This is a genomic window from Paenibacillus oryzisoli, assembly GCF_001653565.1.
Lineage (GTDB): Bacteria > Bacillota > Bacilli > Paenibacillales > NBRC-103111 > Paenibacillus_E > Paenibacillus_E oryzisoli.
The window spans coordinates 85,720-107,356 of sequence record NZ_LYPB01000065.1 but is presented as its reverse complement, the minus strand read 5'-3'; the positions used below and the strand labels follow the sequence as shown (position 1 = coordinate 107,356).

General features: G+C 46.7%; 16 protein-coding genes. 5 read left to right on the top strand and 11 right to left on the bottom strand.

Features of this window, described 5'->3' with window-relative positions; translation table 11 throughout:
* Positions 1 to 3 precede the first annotated feature (3 nt).
* The 3 genes from A8708_RS14420 to A8708_RS14410 form a co-directional block, all read right to left on the bottom strand.
* Positions 4 to 417 carry a hypothetical protein gene (locus tag A8708_RS14420; RefSeq protein WP_068664518.1) on the bottom strand — a complete coding sequence of 138 codons (414 nt, stop codon included), beginning with the start codon at positions 415 to 417 and terminating at the stop codon, positions 4 to 6.
* A gap of 133 nt (positions 418 to 550) precedes the next feature.
* Positions 551 to 1,042, bottom strand: coding sequence for a CYTH domain-containing protein (locus tag A8708_RS14415; RefSeq protein WP_068664516.1), 492 nt, complete (start codon positions 1,040 to 1,042; stop codon positions 551 to 553).
* Positions 1,043 to 1,060: 18 nt separating this feature from the next.
* On the bottom strand, positions 1,061 to 1,873 hold the full coding sequence (locus A8708_RS14410; protein WP_068664514.1) for a helix-turn-helix transcriptional regulator: 813 nt from the start codon (positions 1,871 to 1,873) through the stop codon (positions 1,061 to 1,063).
* A 119-nt stretch (positions 1,874 to 1,992) separates the two neighbouring features.
* Between A8708_RS14410 and A8708_RS14405 the strand changes: the two genes are divergently transcribed.
* Positions 1,993 to 3,699 (top strand): glycoside hydrolase family 2 protein, encoded by a 1,707-nt coding sequence (locus A8708_RS14405; RefSeq protein WP_068664579.1) that lies wholly within the window; start codon positions 1,993 to 1,995, stop codon positions 3,697 to 3,699.
* Between the two features lie 301 nt (positions 3,700 to 4,000).
* Here the strand turns inward: A8708_RS14405 and A8708_RS14400 are convergent, their stop codons facing one another.
* Positions 4,001 to 4,390 carry a group I truncated hemoglobin gene (locus A8708_RS14400; protein WP_082927504.1) on the bottom strand — a complete coding sequence of 130 codons (390 nt, stop codon included), beginning with the start codon at positions 4,388 to 4,390 and terminating at the stop codon, positions 4,001 to 4,003.
* Between the two features lie 130 nt (positions 4,391 to 4,520).
* On the opposite strand from A8708_RS14400, the gene A8708_RS34860 reads away from it, so the two are divergent.
* Positions 4,521 to 4,790, top strand: coding sequence for a hypothetical protein (locus tag A8708_RS34860; RefSeq protein WP_082927503.1), 270 nt, complete (start codon positions 4,521 to 4,523; stop codon positions 4,788 to 4,790).
* A gap of 165 nt (positions 4,791 to 4,955) precedes the next feature.
* Here the strand turns inward: A8708_RS34860 and A8708_RS14395 are convergent, their stop codons facing one another.
* The gene (locus tag A8708_RS14395; protein WP_068664510.1) at positions 4,956 to 5,720 is read right to left on the bottom strand and encodes a hydroxypyruvate isomerase family protein; all 765 of its coding nucleotides are present in this window, start codon (positions 5,718 to 5,720) and stop codon (positions 4,956 to 4,958) included.
* Between the two features lie 71 nt (positions 5,721 to 5,791).
* On the opposite strand from A8708_RS14395, the gene corA reads away from it, so the two are divergent.
* Together corA and A8708_RS14385 are read left to right on the top strand one after the other, a co-directional pair.
* Complete coding sequence (gene corA, locus A8708_RS14390; protein WP_068664508.1) at positions 5,792 to 6,742, top strand: magnesium/cobalt transporter CorA; 951 nt, start codon at positions 5,792 to 5,794, stop codon at positions 6,740 to 6,742.
* Positions 6,743 to 6,744: 2 nt separating this feature from the next.
* Entirely contained in the window at positions 6,745 to 7,638 is an 894-nt protein-coding gene (locus A8708_RS14385) for a helix-turn-helix transcriptional regulator (protein ID WP_068664506.1), read from the top strand.
* 559 nt (positions 7,639 to 8,197) lie between these two features.
* Here A8708_RS14385 and A8708_RS14380 read toward each other — a convergent pair.
* Both A8708_RS14380 and A8708_RS14375 read right to left on the bottom strand, forming a co-directional pair.
* On the bottom strand, positions 8,198 to 9,877 hold the full coding sequence (locus A8708_RS14380) for a hypothetical protein (protein WP_068664504.1): 1,680 nt from the start codon (positions 9,875 to 9,877) through the stop codon (positions 8,198 to 8,200).
* Positions 9,864 to 10,931 (bottom strand): glycoside hydrolase family 88/105 protein, encoded by a 1,068-nt coding sequence (locus A8708_RS14375; RefSeq protein WP_068664502.1) that lies wholly within the window; start codon positions 10,929 to 10,931, stop codon positions 9,864 to 9,866. The genes A8708_RS14380 and A8708_RS14375 overlap by 14 nt, the downstream gene beginning before the upstream one ends.
* A gap of 194 nt (positions 10,932 to 11,125) precedes the next feature.
* On the opposite strand from A8708_RS14375, the gene A8708_RS14370 reads away from it, so the two are divergent.
* Positions 11,126 to 11,731, top strand: a complete 606-nt coding sequence (locus A8708_RS14370) for a hypothetical protein (protein WP_068664500.1) — start codon at positions 11,126 to 11,128, stop codon at positions 11,729 to 11,731.
* 309 nt (positions 11,732 to 12,040) lie between these two features.
* Here the strand turns inward: A8708_RS14370 and A8708_RS14365 are convergent, their stop codons facing one another.
* Genes A8708_RS14365 through A8708_RS14350 form a run of 4 tightly spaced genes read right to left on the bottom strand, consistent with a single transcriptional unit; the run spans position 12,041 to position 21,462 of the window.
* Entirely contained in the window at positions 12,041 to 19,798 is a 7,758-nt protein-coding gene (locus tag A8708_RS14365; protein ID WP_068664498.1) for an S-layer homology domain-containing protein, read from the bottom strand.
* 33 nt (positions 19,799 to 19,831) lie between these two features.
* Positions 19,832 to 20,197 (bottom strand): heme-copper oxidase family protein, encoded by a 366-nt coding sequence (locus tag A8708_RS14360; RefSeq protein ID WP_068664496.1) that lies wholly within the window; start codon positions 20,195 to 20,197, stop codon positions 19,832 to 19,834.
* A gap of 39 nt (positions 20,198 to 20,236) precedes the next feature.
* Positions 20,237 to 20,989 (bottom strand): SDR family oxidoreductase, encoded by a 753-nt coding sequence (locus tag A8708_RS14355; protein WP_068664494.1) that lies wholly within the window; start codon positions 20,987 to 20,989, stop codon positions 20,237 to 20,239.
* A gap of 17 nt (positions 20,990 to 21,006) precedes the next feature.
* Positions 21,007 to 21,462 (bottom strand): DUF2269 family protein, encoded by a 456-nt coding sequence (locus A8708_RS14350; protein ID WP_068664492.1) that lies wholly within the window; start codon positions 21,460 to 21,462, stop codon positions 21,007 to 21,009.
* Positions 21,463 to 21,637 lie beyond the last annotated feature (175 nt).

The following is a 21,637-nucleotide window of genomic DNA, read 5'->3' as shown; positions in this document are numbered from 1 at the left end:
GGTCTATACGGTTTCATAATCGACTTGTCTAATCGCAGAGAAGACTAAATCGATCATCTCGGCACGAGCATGATGAATAAAGCCTAATGAAGTTTGCTGTAAATTTTCAATGGAAATACATGAAGTCAGCATGATTTTGCTTGCGAATACATACATGGACAGCTCGTAGGCCGAAGTTACATGTTTGATAACCTCGCTAATATTCGTTCTTTTGTACGACTCGGGAAGCTCCATCACATACATCAAACAAAGCGATTCCTGTCTCGTTTGTGTGATTTGAAACATTTCTTTATACGCCGAACCCACATGAGAACGCCATAGAAACCCAAACTTATAATCCGAATCTTCCTCCCATACTTTCTCAAACTGGGCTGTTAACTCGATAAACTGTTGACGATAATAGTGGATTAAATTCATGAATAGCCCTCACAATTCCATTTAGAAATCTTACAATACTTAGATGATACCAACTAAGTGTTGTAAAACTTCTATCTAGAATTTTAGGGAACCATGTTTTTTCTTCATACTTCACTAATGAATCTGGGAGGGATTATCGTTTCTGTAAAGCTACCCACATCGACTTATTGCGGAATTCTTCTTCCGAGCCCAACTCTATACCGAACCAAGCCGGTGGTTCAAACTGCTGCGCAGCTTGCAAATTAGGAAACTCTACTTCAACAACAAGCAGGTCAATTTGTTTGTACTCATCGATTTCATACGTAACCCCATTCGCTTCAAGGGTCGTGCGGATCTTCTCTAATGGAATTAAACCTGTGCGCTCTAGCAGTTGTTGATAGATAGGCTCCGTGATGTTGTATTCGATTTCTTCGCGAACCATCCCATGTCCTGACTTGAACGTATGTGTAAAAGAGGATGCTCCTGAGCTGTCTACTAGCTGGCGCACGCGAATTTCTTGGTCGTCAGAGAAGGCCAGATAGGTTTGGTAGATATATTGCTTGGATACTTGAGTCAGCTCGTTATTGGCTAATTCAGCCTCGGGAAATGCGGGCAATCTATACTTTCTTTCAATTTCGGCACCCATAATTCGGTTAGCCCCTCTCTATTTGTTCAGTGTTCGAAAACGAACGGGTGATATCTCGTTCCATACTCGAAACATTTTACCAAAATGAAACTCATCTGCAAATCCACAAGCGTCCGCAATCGCCTTCATAGGCTCATCAGTTAGTAACAACATCGTCTTCGCCTGCTCATTTCGAACCTGATTTAAATACGCTTTGGGCGAAATGCCCACGTGCTTCATAAACATCTTACGTAATTGCGACACAGAGATATGGTAGGATTTCGCCAGTTCTTCCAACCGAATTGGTTGATCGTAGCAGGTTTCCAACCACAGCTTGGCTTGCTGGAAAGCTATCATATAGGGATCACTAGAGGTATCCGTATCCTTCATAAAATGGATTAATCGTGATAGCACATATTGGAATTCCGATTGTCGTTCATGCGGATCCGTTCCTTTCAATGACCATAAGCGAGTAAACTGTGCTTCTAACCAATCGGACTGCTCTACTGTGTGCGGTTTATAAAAAGGAATCCGCAGTTCCTCCACAGGAACTGGCTTCAGCCAATTGAGATGCTCATAGGGGATATCAAAAGCATCAAAAAGGAGCATCCTAATACATAACGGATTGTCCGTAGATGACGTCATGTTCAGTTTAAACCCGGGCTTCAAATAAAACAAACTCCCGGCTTGTACACGCAGCGGAACTTCATTCATCTCATGGTGAAATTCCCCTTCGCCACTCCGAATCCAATACAGGGAATGAACATCGGTTGTATTTCGAATATCTTTCCAACCCGGTTCGGGTGGCTTCTCATACGAGAGCCGATGATGATAAATACGGTGGTTATTCAATGGTTATGTTCACCAACCCTGTAGCGATTTTGACAAATAGTGATGAGGTTTATCCATTCAAATGGACTCTTCTTCTATGATACGCTTTACGAAACATACATGAAAGGGGCTTAATGCTCGTGATACGTACTTTTCAGCAGCATAAATTACGACCTACTCGAATTTTGGATGGATTATGGGATTTCGTTACGGATCCTGACAATAAAGGTGTTTCTGAGGGATGGGCATCCCATTTCCCTGCCAATTCCAAAAAGTCCGTCGTCCCATCTTGTTGGAACAACGAATTAGGTACTTACGATTATATTGGCGGGGCTTGGTATCGCACGTATTTTGATACGCTACAAGAAGCAAACATTCGACTGGTATTTGAAGGCATTCTTCACCATGCGGATGTGTACGTGGATGGCCAGCATATCGGCTACCATTTTGGCGGGTTTACACAATTCTCGCTGATTCTCCCTCACTTAACTGCGGGCCAACATGAACTCGTCATTCGTGTTGATAATACTGTGGACTGGCAAACTTTACCCACCGATATTGCGGATTGGCACTCCTACGGAGGCATCATTCGTTCCGTCGAACTTCAAGAGCTGCCGGATGTCTACATTGACTCCATGAAAATTGATTATCAATTGAAAGACGATAATGCCGATATTCAGCTGCACATTCAAGTCAGTTCCTTAAGCCAAGAAGACTGTCAGATTGAGGTAAGTGCTGGTACGGAAGGACTTTCTCTTGCGGCTGATCAGGTGATCGTTGCTGCGGGTCAAACGACTAGTCTCACGCTTAATGGGAGTCTAGCTTATATTAAACGCTGGGATGTTGGACAACCTGCACTATATACCTTCACAGTAACAACGGGTGAAGATGATCTTATTGATCGGACAGGCTTCCGTACGGTTGAGGTTCAGGGCAGCGATATTCTGTTGAATGGCAAAAAGCTCTACCTCCAAGGCGTGAATCGCCATGAAGAGCATCCGGAATGGGGATTTGCTTTCCCGCCGAAGCTGATGCTGAAGGATTTGGACATTTTGACCGACATGGGCTGCAACATCGTGCGTGGCTCACACTATCCGCAAAGCCAGTTCTGGATCGACCTGCTTGATGAGCACGGGATGCTGCTCTGGAGCGAGATTCCGATGTGGGGTTGTTTCATGAGTGTAGAAACGTTGGCAAGCCCGATCTTCCGAGAGCGCGGCGTTCACATGCTTGGCGAAATGATTAGCCGCGATTACCATCATCCGTCCATCATTTTCTGGGGAGCGCACAACGAAATCGATACACGTACCCAGGAAGCGCTTGAGCTCACGAAAGCTTTCGTGAGCAAAATCCGCAGCATGGACGCGAGCCGACTCGTCACGTATGCCACGATGCAGCCTACTGAAGATATCGTACTCTCTTACTTTGATGTCATCGGGATCAACAAATATTATGGCTGGTATGAAGGCAGCGTAGATGGATTTAGTACCATGCTGCAGGATTACTTCGTAAATGCGGAGAAGCATGGCGCTGCTGGCAAGCCTGTGATCATGAGTGAGTTCGGCGCAGCAGGGATATTTGGCGATGCAGGCTGGGAACCACGCCTGTTCAGTGAAGACTATCAAGCGGACGTCGTCACGCGCGCTTTGAAAATCTTCCGCGACGACCCTCGGATCGTCGGGACGCTCATCTGGCACTTCGCCGACATCCGCGTCGATGTGCGGAGTGACCGACCTTACTTCCGCGATCGCGCGCGGAGCTTCAATAATAAAGGCTTGCTGAGCGAGTATCGCAAGCCGAAATTGGCCTATCGCTTAGTGAAGGAGATTTATCGCTCGGAACGGTAAGGGAAAGGCTGGGAGAGTTGCAAATCGTCACTTATTTTCGCTGAAAACGGCCCAGCGGAGGTAAATAAGTGCAAAAAGGCAACCTTTTGGACTGGACGTTACCCAGTAAATGGGGAATTGGCGAAAATAGTTGCACTTTCGCACTTATTTCAACTAGCGAGGTTCATTTAGAAGTAAAAGGATGCCATTATGCATCTTTCACAGCCATATCGACGAATCGAACCTTCCCCAAGTCGATTAACTCATAAAAAAGAGGATTCTCAACCACTTCATTGGTGGATGGGGACCCTCTTTTTTTAACTTATTTATGTAAAATATCGTCCTTCAACGTTAACACCTTCGCCAATACTTGATTGATTTCATCTGCTCCTACACCAAAATGAGCTAGCGCATCATGAAGATGCGTCGCAATCGCCTTGAAATGCTCTTCCTGCAGATTCATCCCTGCATGTGCCTTAGCCATGGATGCCCCGGTGTACTGATTCGGTCCCCCTAATGCAAAACTAAAAAATTTCGCCTGATGCTTACGTTGCTTTTCCATATCCGTATTGTTAAAAAACTGATTGACGGTCTCATCCGCCAAAACTAGTTGATAGAAGTAATCCACTACGGCCGTAATGGCATCTTCTCCACCTAACTTTTCGTATAGCGTTGTTCCACTCACCCTGTATCCTCCTCCAACTATATGCATTCAGATTATCGTATCCAACTTGCAGAGAATTTATCAATTGTTCCGATTTCCGCCCTTGTCCCGCACACAGTCAATCTAGCATGCATTCTATATATAGTTACAGATGCTAACTAGAAACGAGGTGATTGGAATGGCTTGTGTAAAAGTAAAAGCTGTTCGTCAACCTGATTTAGTTCTGATCCGTTGGTCTAGAAATCCTCTGATTGCCGGCTCCCCGCGAAGGATTACGGCTGCACGGGTAATTGGCAGTTCACAACCTTGTCGATTCACATTAGTAACAAATGGATTACTTAGCACGGCATTGAGTTGTTTACTGGACGATTTCAGAATCGTTTATCAAAAAAGGACGACTAGTACAAGCGGATATTTGTTGTTGCAACGGTTTCGTGTGCAATCATAAGAAAAAAAGGGACCTAGCCAACGGGGCTGGGTCCAAAGTTTATATTAAAAAAGGGGGGTCTTGTTTATTATAATACCCTTTCTATGTTAGAGGACTGTAACAGAAATATTCCAATTGTGTTACAAATATTGTATTCCAACCGGACAGCCGCATTCGCTATTAGACTCACTTCAGCAGCTTGCGAAGCCCAACCCCCGGTGCCTCCAACGGGAAATACTCTAGCCCCATGTACCCCTCAAAACCGGTCTCATCAATAGCTTTGAAGATTTGATCATAATTCAGTTCACCATTGTCGAGCTCATGTCTACCTGGATTGCCGGCAGCATGAAAATGGCCGATCCATGCGATATTCTCACGAATATTAGCGATTACATGTCCTTCGGTAATTTGTTGATGGTAGATATCGAACAAGACCTTCACATACGGACTGTCTATTTGTTTAATGATATGGAAAGCCTCTTCCGAAGAAGCCAAGAAATATCCTTGATGATTAACGCGTGTATTCAGTGGTTCAATGAGCAGCGTTATGCCCTCTTTTTCCAAAATAGGCACACACGCCTGCAGCCCCTCCATCAGTGATTGTGTCTGTTCTTCTCTTGACACGCCTTCGCGTTCTTGTCCGACTTGGGTAATGAGCTTGGTGCAATTCAAACGCTTCGCAACAGCTATCGATTCGATGAGTCCCTCAAGATAGACACTACGCTGAGATGGATCTACTAGGCTCGCGAACTTCGTGCAAAACGTCGAAATCGAAACCCCTGCTTCAGCTACGGCGTCCGCGACGACGTCAATATCCTTTTGCCACCAGGACCAGAACTCAATTGTATCGTAACCAATCTCTTTCAGTTCATTCACACTTTCCCTAAAATCACGCCCCCTATAGAGCGCATCCATACAAACGGAGAGCTTCATCCCAATCCCTCTTTCCATTCTAATCTTTCTCCATTGTATGGTAAAATGAAGCAAATGCCTATGATAAAATGATCTGCTAGGAGCCCTATATGATACGAACGCTTGCCGTTACAACCGATTATGCTGTTATTCACGATCTTCCTCTTGAGGAATTATCAGACCCAACGATTCGGTGGTACTGGGTTGATTTCTATAATCCTGATGAACAAGAAGCCTCCAACCTGAGGGATCATTTCCACTTTCACCCCCTCACCATCGAGGATTGTTTTCATTTCTTGCAACGACCGAAAATCGATCATTATCACAATGTTCATTTCTTCGTCATGCACGCCCTTAATGCGAAAACGTTGGATGCGGAAGAGGTCGATATGTACCTTGGGAGCAACTATATTGTAACTTTCCATTTGCATCAGTCCAGAGAAATTGAAGATGCTTGGACCCGCGTGTCCCAGCAAGAAAGTTTGCGAAATCAAGGGCAGATCTATGCCGCGTACTTAATTCTAGACAATCTTGTCGATCAGTATTTCCCTAGTGTCTATCAAATTGAGGACCTGCTGGATGATATGGAGAACAAAATGAATGCCGAAAGCATTGATGTGTTGATGACTCAAGTTTTTGAAATTCGTTCCCAGCTGTTGCAATTACGACGTACCATCGTTCCGATGCGTGATCTGCTGTATCGAATCATTAGTTCAGATCGTATTGAACAGGTGCGTGAGCATCTCGTTTTCTTCACGGATATTCATGATCATCTACTCAAGCTCTCTGAAATGGTAGACTCGAACCGTGAGATTACAGCAGATATTCGAGATAGCTTTATCTCGCTCAACGCCAATCGAATGAATAATATTATGAAAACATTGACGGTCATTACGACGATTTTCATGCCTTTGACGTTTATTGCTGGGCTGTATGGGATGAATTTTACTTACATGCCTGAATTAGAATGGCATTGGGGATATTTCGCCATACTCGCGATTATGATTGGGATCGGCATAGGCATGTTCGCCTGGTTCCAGAAGAAGGGCTGGTTTAAATAAGGATGGGCAATGAACCGGTAAGCTTTGCTATCGATGATTATACGAATCATTTTCTGGCTACCTATCCCGTTCACTGTGAATTTCGGACAATCCCGCTCGAGCAGCAACTACTGCATTCTCATAACGGATACGAGATCTATCTGGTTTTGCAGGGAACTGGCACCTATCTCGTAGGTGATCGCATTTACCCACTACACGCGGGCAGCCTTACCATTATTCATCCGAATGTCATTCATCGATCGTACCATGGACATTGCACAGAATTTCATCGTTATGTCTTTTCTATTGATGAGTCATATTTAGAACAATTGCATACCATTTGCAAAATGTCGGACCTTTCGATCACTCGACTGCTTGCTGAGCGTCATCCGGATTCCAACCACTTTTTCCTGAATACCCAGCAGCTTGATCGTGTTCAGACGTTGTTCGCGGAGCTGACTCAGTCCCTCGTGGGGCAAGAAGTGGGCTATGAGCTGGCAGTGCTGAGATCCATTGCCGATCTATTCCTGATCGTAATTGGCCTGCAAGACGAACATACCCTGAAACATACTGGTGATCAGCACCTCATTAGCGATGTGCTTTCTTACTTAATTGGTCATCATCAAGAACCCTTGTTAATTGAAGATCTTGTGTCACGATTCCCAGTCTCGCGGTCGCAGCTTTTCACCTTATTTAAAGAGACCACTGGCACTACCATTAAACAGTTCCTCATCGAGTATCGGTTGAATAAAGCGAAGCGGCTGCTGATGGAGAGCGATCTCGCCATCTCAGAGATTTCATCTACTGTTGGGTTTGGCGACATGTCGCATTTCTTCCACGTGTTCAAAAAGGAAACTGGCTTGACGCCAAAGCAGTACCGGGTTGAAGCTTTTAAACGACTTGTGAAGCCTGACTAACTATACTCCCCTCACCCCTTGCACAAAACGCTCTGCACAGCGCTTATAGTTGCCGCTTCTCCCCCATAATGGGGAGCACATCGATACAGGAACGAATGTTCGTGCAAATGTTTTGTTTTCTAACATAATCCGCCTAGCATAACGTGATCCCTGCTACAATACACTCTTCCCGCCGCTACGTACTCCCAGCTACAATACTGCACTCTTCCAACACCACTACTCGCTCCCCATTACAATACTGCATCTTCCACTACTAATACTCGCACTCGGTACAATACTGCACTCTTCTCCCACCAACGCGCTGCCTCGGCCAAATAACTGGATTTTATGTAGCTAATTTCATCTAAATCCACTAGGATTGGAAAATAACTGGATTTCCTGTAGCTATTTCTGACCAAATGCTCCAGTATCGCCAAAATCGGCTAGATTACCTGCATAAAATCCATCTATTATAGATTTGAACCCGATTTGGAAGAAATTAACTTCATATTTTCCAGTTAAAATTTGTGATCGGCAAAAAGAGGAGCAGAAAAATCCTGCACCTCTTAACCAGCACTACTTATCGTAGGTGTTCCATCAAATTTCGCGGCAGCCCCACCCGATTGTTACGATAGAAATCCAACGTTTTCCCCGGTGCTGTCGGCACCGTAATTGACATCTGCTTCTCACGATCACCTATTGTAGTTGTCACAGAATTTGCCTCCAGCTGAATATTAACCTCCGGAAACGGCCCCTCATCAAGGGTCAACGTGAAGATCCATACAGCTTTCTGGATGGCATGGAAATCAAAAGCCTTCTCCTCACCCGCATAGATGACAAAATCCAAATGAAGCTCATCATCACGACGCTCCACTGCCACCTCAAGTGCGCCGTAATCCGACTCCTCCAGCACAGCTTCTATCCGAAGCGGCGTATCTCCGAGCATCATTGTCAGACATTTACCTTCCTCAGCAGAAGGCAGATCGAGCTCATCGATATCACCGCCAATCAGCAGGCGAATCCGCAAATCCTCCGCTTGGAACTTGCCGTTGATGACATCTAACTCCTGATGCCACGCCCCATTATCTGTCGCCAAATTGAAAGCAAACAGCACCTGCTTATGTGACTGCACACCCGTATAAATCGCGGAACAGAAGTCCTTCCCATCCTTCAGAAATTGCAGCTGTATGAATGCTCTCTTCCCGCCAAGGTCCACGAAGCCTAGCAAGTTGCGGCGTTGATTCCACATGCTGCCGATCGTGTAGCTTCCGAGCGAAAGTTTCTCATTTTGATACGTCGTCGCGTAGTTCTGAAAGCCGGTTTCTGCTGCCATCATCGTTGGCTCAATGAAATACCTTTCTTCATTTGAGCTAAAATAAGCGTGGTACTTCTCAGGGCAACGTATGTCAGACGAGTCTCCCCGAAGCGCATTTCCCAGGAAATGCTTCTCTCGATCCGTCATCAATGTGTAATACGTCCGACTGAATGGACCTCCCCATTCCCCAGTCGCGGGGTGGAAATGCTTCGCGATCATCCCCCAAGCAATGTCTAACAATTGCTCAGCAAGCGTTACGGCAGCACTTGTCGTCGATTCTTGATATATGCTATCCAATTCTTCAATCGCAATTGGCGAATAACAAGGACTGTTATACTCACTAAATGTGCCGATCCCTGACGTAAATGCATGGAATCGCTTCAGACGCTGTTCGCCGTAGCTGCGAATCTCAGGATCGCCCAGCACTTCGCCGCCGACCAGCGTTACAAAAGCGCCCATAAGCGCAATGTTCGTATAATGCGGCCCCACATCTCGCCGGATAATCGCTTGGCAGGCGTGATAAATCGCTTCCCGAATCTGTCCAAGTAATGCCTCAGAAAGAGAATCCCGGTAATTTTTCAAAATAAGCACTAATTTCTTCCCGTGAAAATCTGCCATGTTCCAGTCTGGACGATCCATGGCTTCCAATGATTCTTCGAAAAAGTAAGGCCAAATCCCATACGATTCACTACTTGCATCTTTATCCTGTTGAGCTATGACAACCTCTAGAATCTCTGCGGCTCTTTGCGTAAAGGCTTCTCCACCATAACAAAGCAAATCATACGCATAACAAGTGGAAGGATACAGCGCGTATACATAAGGGTGCGTCTGAGGCTTAAGCGCTGTATGATAGGTCGATGTGAGCGGTGTTCGAATTAATTTGACATCTCCATGATACTGCTTCTCACTTGTTTGAATAGCTCGCAATCGTTCATCTCTGTTCATGATTCATCTTCTCCACCTGACCTACTTTGGCCAAAAGCATCAACACTAAACCTTGTCCATATAATGTTGGATACGTTGGAATATCATCTTGATAAGCCTGAATAGTTGGCATCACAGGCGTCCCGCCAGATACCCCCTTCACAATCCCCTCCTCCGTCATATAAGGGACAATCGCGCGAAATACTAGCTCCACTGCGGCAAATGTTTCATCCTTAGAAGGAATTAATCCCATCTCCATACCTTGCAACAGACCATAAGCAATCCCCGCACTTCCCGACACTTCCCGATAAAAATGGGGTTGATCCATCACCGTGCTCCAGAGTCCGTCCTCTTGTTGATAGGCAAGCAGCCCTGCCATTAAGCGTCCGTATCGTTCCTTAAGCTCTTCCGGAATAGCAACAAGCTGATCAATTTCCTTCACGATCATTGGAATACCTGCAGCGATCCAGGCATTCGCTCTCGTCCAGCGTGCCGCTGACATATGATCACCGGACCCGCAATTCCAACCGTGGAATAGGACATTCGTCTCCTCATCCTGCAACAGACGAAGATGGATTAGCACTTGTTCCAACGCTTCCTCCGCATACACGGTACTGCCCACTAACGACGCTGTGCGTGCTAGGCACAACACCGCCATATAAATCGTATCTGCCCACACCTGCTCAGGGAAAGCCACATTTTCCGTGACTGTATGCTCAAAGGCATTCTCTCGCGTTCGCGGCGTGTCCTTAATCAGCCACTCAGCTATCCGAACGGCTTCGTCTCGGAACCAAGTGTCATTCGTTATTTGATATAAAGCTGGAAAAATGGCATAAGGAGCGATCGCATTGATCACCTTCGTTCCTTTCGCTTTCTCGCAGTTCTGCCCCACCCATTCCTGTAAATAGGCTAATATTTCAGGATTACGAGTGGCTTCGTAGTACTCAAGCATGGCAATTACGCCAACACCAGGCACCCAGTCCCAGTGATGGATGTCCATTCCCCATTCGCCCGAATGATCCTTTATCATTGCTTGCCATATCTGATGTGCGTGATTTGCATATGTCGAATTCATTGTGTGTAGGCAGCTCCTTTTTATAGAAAGATTACCTACAGCGTAGCATCAATTGCACCTATGTTGCTTGGGCTCCCGTCCCAAAAATATGGGGAATCGTCCAGAAAAGCAGATGCGGTTACCACAGAACTTTCCCAGCCGCTCATTAACCGTTATACTATATGGATACAAATGGAAAATGGAGGTATTTGAGGATGGCTTGGTCTGAATTGCATATGGTGCCTAATGAATACAATGATGAAATGAAGAAGATTGATGAATCACTTCTGCAACTGCTAGCAGAGCGCAAATCCCTTTCAAAAGGTAGACGATTTTACCCACAAAAGGAAGTCCTCCAAGAATGGTCAACGCGATTCGGTATTGAGATTCCACAAATTAACTGGCTGCTTAATAGTCTGAATGAGAATTATCCTGTCAGGCCGAATGAACCAGGTGATCTAGAGCATGTCATGCCCATCATGAAGAAAACCATCGTCGGTGACTTTGCATATACATTGACACATGCCATGCAGCACCAACATAGTAGCATTGTCTATTGTGAAATCAAGCTCATTCAACTCGACGGGCATTTTGGCAACTTCCGGCCGCAACTCCAGCTTGATGTCAGAGGAACTGAGCTCTATCGTGTCATGAGAAATGGCGCTAGTGGCGGCGGAGGTCAAACCCAAATCACCTTCCTTATTTCACCGCGTTTACCTGACAACTTAGAGGGCTTGCATTTTGCCCTAATTCCGTATGCCAGCCCTCTTGAGTCTCCGCCTAAAGAGATTATTTTGGATCAGGAAGTTCGATTTGATTGAAATGAGGTAAACTTCACATAAGTAACTGTATACAACCAATTTTCCCCATTGCATGAACGCGCTGATAGCAAAAAAAGCCCATTATTGGGCTTTTTTTATTTCAAACAAAATGAATTCAAAACTACTTTGCTTCTTCTATGTTGCTAATCGCTACAGTTATCGTCAGTGCTGCAAGGTATAGAGCCAGAGGTGAACGTCTGCGCTTTGCGAGTTTTTTACTCAAACTTCATCCCTCCTAGAAATGATCTTTATAAGAAGAATTAACCAAACTAGGGAGGGGTGAATCACATTCATAGCTTTAAATTGTGCCTACCAACGGAGATTGCTGCACAATTTAGCCTTAATGGAAGCTTCTGCTTTCATACCGCTTTTCTTAAACAAATCTTTAATTTTCTTCTGCAAATCGGCTTCTTTGCCCTTCACAGCCGACTTCTTGGGCTTAAGTAAATCTACACGGAAAGGTCCCGCTTCCGCCCTTAGAATAGGTCCATCCGTTCGACACTTCGTATCTAAATCCTGACCTAATTTATAACCAGCCTGTAAGTTTCCAATCCCAGCCGTAAGTTTGGCCATTGCCTCCAAGGAGAGTTCATTCTTGGCAATGTCCTCGAATGGGGAGATCTCAAGCCCAAGCCCTACGCCAAACCCGGTGTCCCCGCAGGCAGATACGCCTTCTTCCGTGACGCATACTTTACCACCGATCCCGACAACAGCATACACAGATGCCCCCACACAGAATTGTCCGCAAGGGTCCCGGAACATGATCGGGTTGTTATTGACATAGGTATACATATTCGTTTGACCGCTTTCGAGAAGTATGGGATCACGTGCTGTCCATCTGCCTGAAAGGGCATCATAGTCACGGAATCCAAAGCGCACAAGTCCCGTATCCCGATCCTCCAAACCTCCGGCATAACCAATTAGCAGTTCAAATGCCGAATCTGAATCGGAAAGCAACACACCATAGCTGTCATAACGTAGTTCCTTCACCACTGCACTGTGCTCATCCATCACCAATTGCGGAGTGCCTACAGCGTCAGTCGCCACGTAGTAGCGCTTCCCGCCACGTTCTATCGCAATCAGCAGCCCCATCTCATTGTAGAAATAGAGTGTTGGCTGTCCATTTGGATCTATGGATGCCGTCATTAATTGCAGGGATTGGGGATTGCCATATACAAATTGTGTCTTGCGTCCCATACTGTCTTCCTTCGCCACTCTACGGCCGAGGCCGTCATACGTGTACGTATACGTGCCATTCGTCATAGCGTTCAGATAAGTAGCGCTCGTCACAGTTGCTTCCAGCAACTCGCCTCGTACACCGTAGGTGAACGCATCCGAGCCCCGTTGTGTAAGAAAACCGTCTACATCGAAGTTGTAGGCAAGTGCTCCCACACGCTCCAACACATCGTGCTCTCCATAAGCACTAACCACTTGTACATCTCCATTTACCTGACTTGTGATCCGATTTTTATTGGCATCATAACTATACGCTTCCGTTACCGTTATGCCTCCCGGGTCTGTTTGAGTCATACCGATCAGCTGTCCATCCAGATCGTAGTCATAATGCGTGTTCTCTCTGCCTTTCGCGGAATCGACGATGATGTCGGTCACGAAACCTCTCTTATCATACGTGTAGCCTGCCTTATATACTTGGATTCCCTTTAATACATAAGTGACACTGTCGATTTTGCCATACCTGTCGTAAGCGACTTGAATGTCCATCTTGCCATCTGCTATCGAGCTGACTGCCTTCAACGGACCTCCACGATTGAATTGGAAAGCGCCAAATTTCGTGAGATTATCTTCGTTGTCGTATTGGAACGGAGTGTTATACACGACGCCGCCGACCGTCATGGCCATATTCGTCATGTTGAAGAAATCATCATAGGCATAACTAAACGAAGCGTTGGTTTTGCCTGTCAGTACCATCGACTTGATGTACTCACCTGTATAATCATAGGCAATCTTTTGTTGTCTCGCACCGTCCGAAGGCATTGCACTTTCAATGGTTTGGGCCAAATCCGACTGACCCACGTAAGTAAACGTTCGCTGGATATCCCCATCGTTGATTCCAACAGGCCGCTTGCCTCCGTTCGATTCTAACACGTGGTCAATGACTCGACCGCTGCCCATCGTCGTATTCACCAGATTACGACCGTTATCATACTGAGGATTGTACCACAGCCCAGAATCTTCAGGACCGAAGCCATCGAACTGACCCAGCTTATTATATTGCTGTTCATACTTTGAACCATCCGGCAACGTGATTCCTGTTAAATTCCCAAGATCATCGTATCCTTTGCGATACACTTTATTGCCTGGCGTTGTGACAGAGACGATCCGCCCTGCAGCGTCATATTCGTAGGCCTTCACGCTACCGAAGGCGTCGGTCTCCTTCTCAATTAAATTTTGTGCATTATAGGTGTAACTAACCCATTTCTCACCTTGTTGGACCCGCTCCATCCGACCTACAGCATCGTAGAAGGACTCAATTGGAAAGAGGTCTGTCCCCGGCCATGCCACTTTAATAATCCTGTCTTTTTCATCCAAATAGGTTTCCGTTTTCGTGCCTTCTGCTGTTGTTTCCGTGAATTTATGATTGGCACCATCATATTGAATCGTGAACACATCACCGTTCAATGTATGCTTGACTGTATACGATACTAACGCGTTGTTAGTATTTGTTACTGCAGATCGTTCTTCCTTAAGTGTAGTTACTTTACCGTCGGGTGACGTGTAAGTCAGTTCCGAAACGAATGGCGTATTTTTGCCAAACCTTGAATCCGTCCCGAACTTCTTACTGATCTTAGTACCGTCCGGTAGTACTGCCATTTCACTCTGCTCATCAATCTTCTCTGTGATCGTTATGGCCCCGTTCGAATCTGTCAACGTATACCGTGTTTTACCGTCCGCCACCACGGTCTCATACGTCGTAGTACGATTGCTTGGATCCGTAAAGATAACACGAGAACCCTTGACGATGATCGATTTGTGCAGTGTCTTGACGCCGCCCTCTGGATTGGTCGCCATCACCAACAGCCCGCTGTCATCGTAGTCGTACTGACTCACGCCTTTCACTGGATCCGTATACTCGGTGAGCAGTCCTCCTTCATATTGCATCCGATAAGTCTCGCCTGCCGGGTTCGTGATGGAACTAAGTTCCCCGTTACTATCAACATCCAAGATCGTTCGTTGCCCACCTGGCGCGACAATCGCTGTTGGCTTCCCTTGCGTATCACGCTCTATGCGTGTCAGATTTCCACTGCGATCCGAGATCGACAGGAGGCGTCCGTCATTATCATAGGAGAATACTTGTAATTTAGCTCCGGACAAAGCACTTTCATTATGCAGAATCTTTCCGGTTGTTAAATCAAAAACATTAACCGACAAGCCATCCTCCTCCGGAATATCTGCTTGCTGGAGCTTAGAACTGTCGACCCTGTAGATGTTGCCATAATCCGTATACATATAACTGCCGTTATAGTCTATCGCAGCTAATGAAAGATAAGCTTTAGACGTTGCTCTAGCATGCTCGAGGCTAACTTCCTCTATAAGGCCATCCTTCACCTTGTATAGCTTTTCTTGTTCCCAGCTGTTTTTCAATGCGGTGAACATCATGTTACCTTCTCCATCCAAGTACATCTTCAGCATATAAAATAACGCCTTATTAGCAGCCAAACCGTGATTAATCTCATAACTACCCGTATACGTATTTGGTGATTTCCCTGCTATCTTGGATATTACGCCATCCGCATTAATTTTTCTTATTCTTGAAGCATACTGCATGTGATTAAAGTTATCATAAATGCGATCATGAATATAAACAGAACCATCCGGTCCTGCCAGGACCGATACCGCTTCGCCAATTGTTTTCTTATTGGCCTTTCCACTGTCTACCCCTTCACCGCTGCCCATGAGCTGAATGCGGCCGTCAGCGCCAATCCGATAGAAGATATTTTGACGAGAAATAGGGTTGTTTCCTGACACATATAAGGTTCCATCGGACGCTGCAGCCATGCTATAGATCGTATATAAATTCGATTCGACCGCTTTATCCCCATCGATCATATCGCTGTTGACAGCATTGCCTGTTCCCGCAAAAACCGACCAATTCGTCTCGTCGGCTTTTTTGAGGTAGATCTGCTTCTTCGTTGGTGAGAACCGATACACATTTCCCAGAGAGTCTGAACTTACCAACATGTAATTTTCGGCCGGAAACTCATCACTCTTTTGAAAACTTCCATCGTGATTTAAACGCGCGACGATTTGAGGATACCAGCCATTCTTAAGGCCTCCGGTTGCTGTAAAATATATGGAATTTCCAGGTCCAGGCGTAATGATTTGACCATCGGGACGGTAGACATCTCCAAGACCAGATAGATCCAACTTATTCAAGCTTGTATGAGACACCGTTTTCTTGTTACGGTCTCCTTCATACATCGTATTCTCTTCAAAACTGAGCATATGATGAGCGTCCAAACTCCACCCAGCGATTCCCACCTGCTCAAACGGATTGTTTGGACTTTCCAAAGAGCCGTACCAGACGCGCGAAATGGGTATTGTTGTTGTCTCTCTCACCCCTCCGATTATGACTCCTGAGCCGCTAAGCCGCCCAAAGCTTTGCTGGAAATCGCTCGAAGATGCATAATATTGAAGGTTGTAGTTATTAGATACGGTAATCTTATAAGGATGTGATCCGATCAGCTTTCGCGCGTAAGCATCTACGCCATCCCACTGGAACGTATGGGTGACATTAGGAGCCGGCTTAAAGGTTTTCCTGAACGATTTACCGCCGATTTCGACGGTGACCGTCATGGAACGCAGCGAACTAGGAACGGATTCTCCGCTGACTGGTATCGTAAGCTTCGACCTACTCTTGTATCCCGGGGTTCTCGTACTGCTATAATTCAGGTTCATTCCTGTGCCTTCAATCGGAATCGCTTGCCCTAAACTTTGATTCTGGCAGCCAATAATGGATCCCGCTTGTTCACAAGGGTCTAACTCCTCATCCTCACTGTTCGGGTCTTTGTCAACAGGAGGCTCTGCATCAGGAGGTGGACCATATGGCCAGTTGCAATCCCAAGGGGTGAAGTGTTCAATTGGCACGCGCCACAAGCTTTGACCAGCTGTGTACATCCCAGCTAATTGCTTTCTTTCCTTCTCCGTAAAGCCAAGGGCTGCTAGCTTATCTGCACTGTCCATCGCTCCATCCCCATCTGAATCGATGGCGGCAATTCCCTCGTCAACACTTAGGATGCGGATGACCTTTCCGTTGTCCGACGCAACCCATCGTCCAGCTTCGCGGTTGTAATAGCCCATGGGAACAGTCTCACCAACTGGGAATTTCAGGTAATTTTCTACATAATAAAATAAGGGTTGATTAAAACGAACCTCGGTCGCTCCAGCTTGCACAGCCTCATCAGCAGACAGTTCAACCGCATGGGTGTAGCCCACAAAATCAGGAAGATCACCTGGCATCGCGTTCATCCCATTCTCCCCGACCGTGTATTCCGTTGCACGAAGGTGGATTTCAGTCAAAGGCATGCTCGATCCATCCGGCAACGTCATAGTGGCAGACGTCCCCTCTGGAAAAATAACCGTAGGCTGTCTAATACCATCTGCATCCGTTACTTGGGATCCTTGGGCCGCTTGAACATGCCCAGCCGTATTCAAGTCAACAACAGTTACCTTCGTGTCGTATTGATTCAGCACCACATCCGGCAGCGTCTCATACCTCCCGGCAATTACGGTTACTTTACGCTGAACAGGCATATATCCTTCTTTGGTTAATTCAATCGTCAGGACACCGCCTCCATTGACCGCCAGATCGAACATCCCGTCGGCACGGCTCCTCGTTACGCCCAACTCATTATGGTCGAGAATGCTAATTAGTACGCCTGCCAATGGCTGGCGGGCTGTATCCATTACCTGGCCACGCACAACAGATACGAGACTAGCTTCTATAGCTCCTTCAGCGACCCCCGTCTGCACCGGTTCACTTCCCGCATATAAAAACTCAACTGTGGAATGGAAGGTTGGCAGCGCGGTCGTCGGTATTTGCGTAGCGACCTCAACAGGATCTGGCGTACCACTCGACTCTTTTGGCGTAAGCGTGATCGGGACGGAACGGTCCGATCGTTGGCCAACTGAATCCATTGCTGTCACGGTGAAGCTATATGCCATGCCATTCGTCAAACCTGTAACGGAAGCTTCCGTCACTTTGCCCAATTGAGGGCCGTTCATCCAGGAGGCGCCGTTGTCTGAGGAATAGTGAACCTCATAACCCGCTAGGTTAGCCTCGCTGTTCGCCAACCATTGTAACGTAACCAGCGTATTGCCAGCCTTCCCTGTTAGGCCTGAAGGTGGGGCAGGCTTCGATCCTACTGGAGGAGCTTGCGGTGTCGCGCTTACTACGTCAGACTTCACAGACTCGTTGCCTGATGTATCCACCGCTGTGATCGCGAATAGATACGTCACCGCGTTCGTGAGTCCGCTCACAGAATACGTTGTCACGCTTCCTCCAGCTACGTTGGCCCTTGAAGTCCAAGTTGCACCATTGTCGGTCGACGCATATACCTTATACCCCATCAGATCGCTCTCGGTATTCGCCGCCCAGCTTAAACTCACCACACTATCGCCAGACGTACTTGTCAAAGTGACAGGAGCGCTCGGCGGAGTCGTATCACGATTCCCATTGTTAGTTCCCGAGCCTGTTCCTCCGCCTCCGCCACCCCCACTGCCTCCTCCTGCGCTAACAGGCCGTGCGCCATCAATGGAAACTTGACCTATCGTTAACGATTGTCCTGCACCTAATGATGTAAACGTCTGGAGGGCGTCATATTTATGACAGCTGCAGTCTGTTAACTGAGATTGCTCCGAATCCAGCAGCGACAAACCAGGAAACGTTGAAGGGCTCGCTCCGTAAATAGCCGCAGTTCCTCCGCCTTCTCCGGCGGTTCGCGACAAGTTCGCATCCTCAACAAGTGTCAACCGATACGTCTTATCTGGCGGCACATTGGCGCGGAACGTACCATCCAAACCCGTGACTGCATAGAACGTTGGGTTCGTCGTGAACGTTAAGAAAGCGCCAACCGCCGGCTTGCCATCCACACCCAGAACAGTTCCTTCGATTTGCGAGGCTGGCTGAGCCGTTAGTGCCAGATCGGTTCGTCCTTTCTCATAGTGGACAGACTGATAACCTGCATATCCTTCTTTCACGACATGTACATCGTAATCTCCATAAGGAATCGAAGCTGCCCAAGCGCCTTGATCATTCGTGCGTCCCCAAGCCTTGTACATCCGCTTCCCTTTCTCGTGGATGAACACATCCGCACCTTGCAATAACGATCCATCCGTTTGGCTGACCTTAATCGTAAGCGGTGCAGCTGCTACATCACCACCTACGCTCGCAAGTTGCTTAGCCCGATGAAGAATAACAGCCACTTCCGCCCTCGTGATATTTCGCTGCCCCTGGAAGGTGTTATCCTCATAGCCCTGCATGACGCTTGCTTCAGCCAAGGCAGCAACCGCTGTTTGGGCCCACACGGGAATCAAACTTTTATCATTAAATGTCAACGATCCGGTCGCTGGCTGTTGCACCACTCGGTTCAGCATCACCGCCGACTCTTGGCGGGTAACTTCAGCTTCTGGTCTGAATTGGCCTGCTTCATTACCTTGAACAATACCTAGACGTGATGCCCGGCGAATCTCCTCCGCAAACCACTCTTGCCCAACGTCTTGGAAAACCGGCGCTTGCACATCCGGCAGTTTCATAGAAGTTGACTGCACGTAACGAAGCAGCATGACGGCGATTTCCGCCCGTGTGACCGTACGTTCCGCTCGAAATGCGCCATCCTCATATCCTTGGATAACACCAAGCTTAGTCATCTCGGTGACCGACTCTTTCGCCCACTCGGATATATGTTCCTCCGGCTTTTGTATACTTAAACCGACATCGCTGGCCATGACACGCTCAACTCTATACGGAGGAAATACCTGAAGGCCTATGGACAAGGTAAGCAGCATGGCACCCAGCTTCTTCGTCAATCGTTTATTCTTCAAACTCATTGTAAACACCACCTCACTAGCATCATTCTTGGCTTATTTCATATAACGAATTGCATTAATAAACAATAGTATGGCTCCAACCACAACGAAAGTGCCCCCCAGGGACGTTGCGATGATGAATCCTGGGTTTTCCGTATAGAGTAATCCGGCGAGTCCGGCCATCATGAGCGGAATACCGCTCATATGCAGCCAATAATGCGTTTCACCTAACAAGGAATTTCCTGCAGCAGGAAACAGTTGATACAGAATACCGCCAATCGCCATGGATACCCAACCCAATAAATTAATGTGCGCATGCACGGGGGAAAACGTGTAAACTTTGGATATCGACATAGCCATGCCCATAACCACGCCAATAACAAAATATAAAGCAGACCAAACTATCATTCTCCTTGCCATATTCATCCACCCTTTTTTGGTTGTTATCTCTTCTCCGACTTACCCCATTTTGATGCCACCGTTCACACTCGTACATGTCCCTGTAAGGAATCGACTTTCCTCACTAGCTAAGAAAGCAATCACACCTGCCACATCATCAGGAACAGCTACCCTCTGGAGCGGTGTCATAGCAGCAAGCTGCTGCTTGACTGATTCAGGCGTAACACTTGAAGCATCCGTTTGGACGAGTCCAGGCGAGACCACATTGGCCGTTATTCCATAAGGCGCATTCTCCAAAGCTACGTATTTGGCAAACGCATTTAATGCTGATTTGGCCGTACCATGTGCCCCCATATAAGGCAACGGTCCATCCGCTGCATCACTTGAAATATAAATAATTCTTCCATATTTTCTAGCCGCCATGCCAGGTACAATTGCTTGCGTTAATGTAAAATTCGCCTTCATCTCATCATTGAGCTTCTGGGCAAACTCCTCCCATAGCATCCCGATCAGCGGTTTCATGACGAAACTCATATGAGCATTGCTAACCAGAATATCAATGTCACCAAGCGTTGATTGAATGCGAGTTACAACCTCTTTCACTTGTTCCGCATCGCGCACATCAGCCCTAGCCAACATGGCTTCCCCGCCAGCGTTGCGAATCTGATCTACGATTGCCTGCGCAGCCGCCTCTTGCTGAATATAATTTACAGCGACCTTAGCCCCCTGCTTAGCTAGCCTTAGAGCTGCAGCCGCTCCGATTCCTCGAGCCCCTCCTGATACGAAAGCTACTTTTCCAATTAAATTCGTCATACATATTTCCTCCTCGTTCACATTGGTTTAACGATCATTAGAATAATTAGTACAATGCCCAAGATAGATGCCGTGTTGTAAAGCTTATTGGCCTTGGAAAGCAGAACTCCCTTGTTTGCAACTGTATCTGGGGCAAGTGATTTACTTTGTTCCTCGCTCAGCCATAGATTCAATTGGTTCATAACAGGTGTCAGCATCCCAACCACAACAACCTGAATAATCACATACAGCACGAGTGAAATCAGTATCCATACATCTGAAAATTTCCACCCTGTCAAGGCGACGAGCGCTAGACCTGTAACAACAGCAAGGGTACCGCCAATTTTGGGAAAATAGTTGAGTAACTGGAAAAGTGCCAGGGATTGTCGAAGCTGCTCATTGTTCTGGCTCTTTCTCAGTAAAATATGACCAAAGTACGTCGGTCCAATGCCAAGAATTGCTGACACGATATGAATTAAAACAAGCCATTTCATGTGTAATCCTCCATTTTTCTTCCTATTCGCTTAACATTTAGAGCTTCTGGTCGGTTGCAAGCCATCCCGCAATTCCCCCTTTCATTCAACCACCTTAGACAATCAGCTCACTTACCAAGTAATTTATCATGGCTATTCTGATTTCTAAATTATACGAACGTATAATATCCGACTT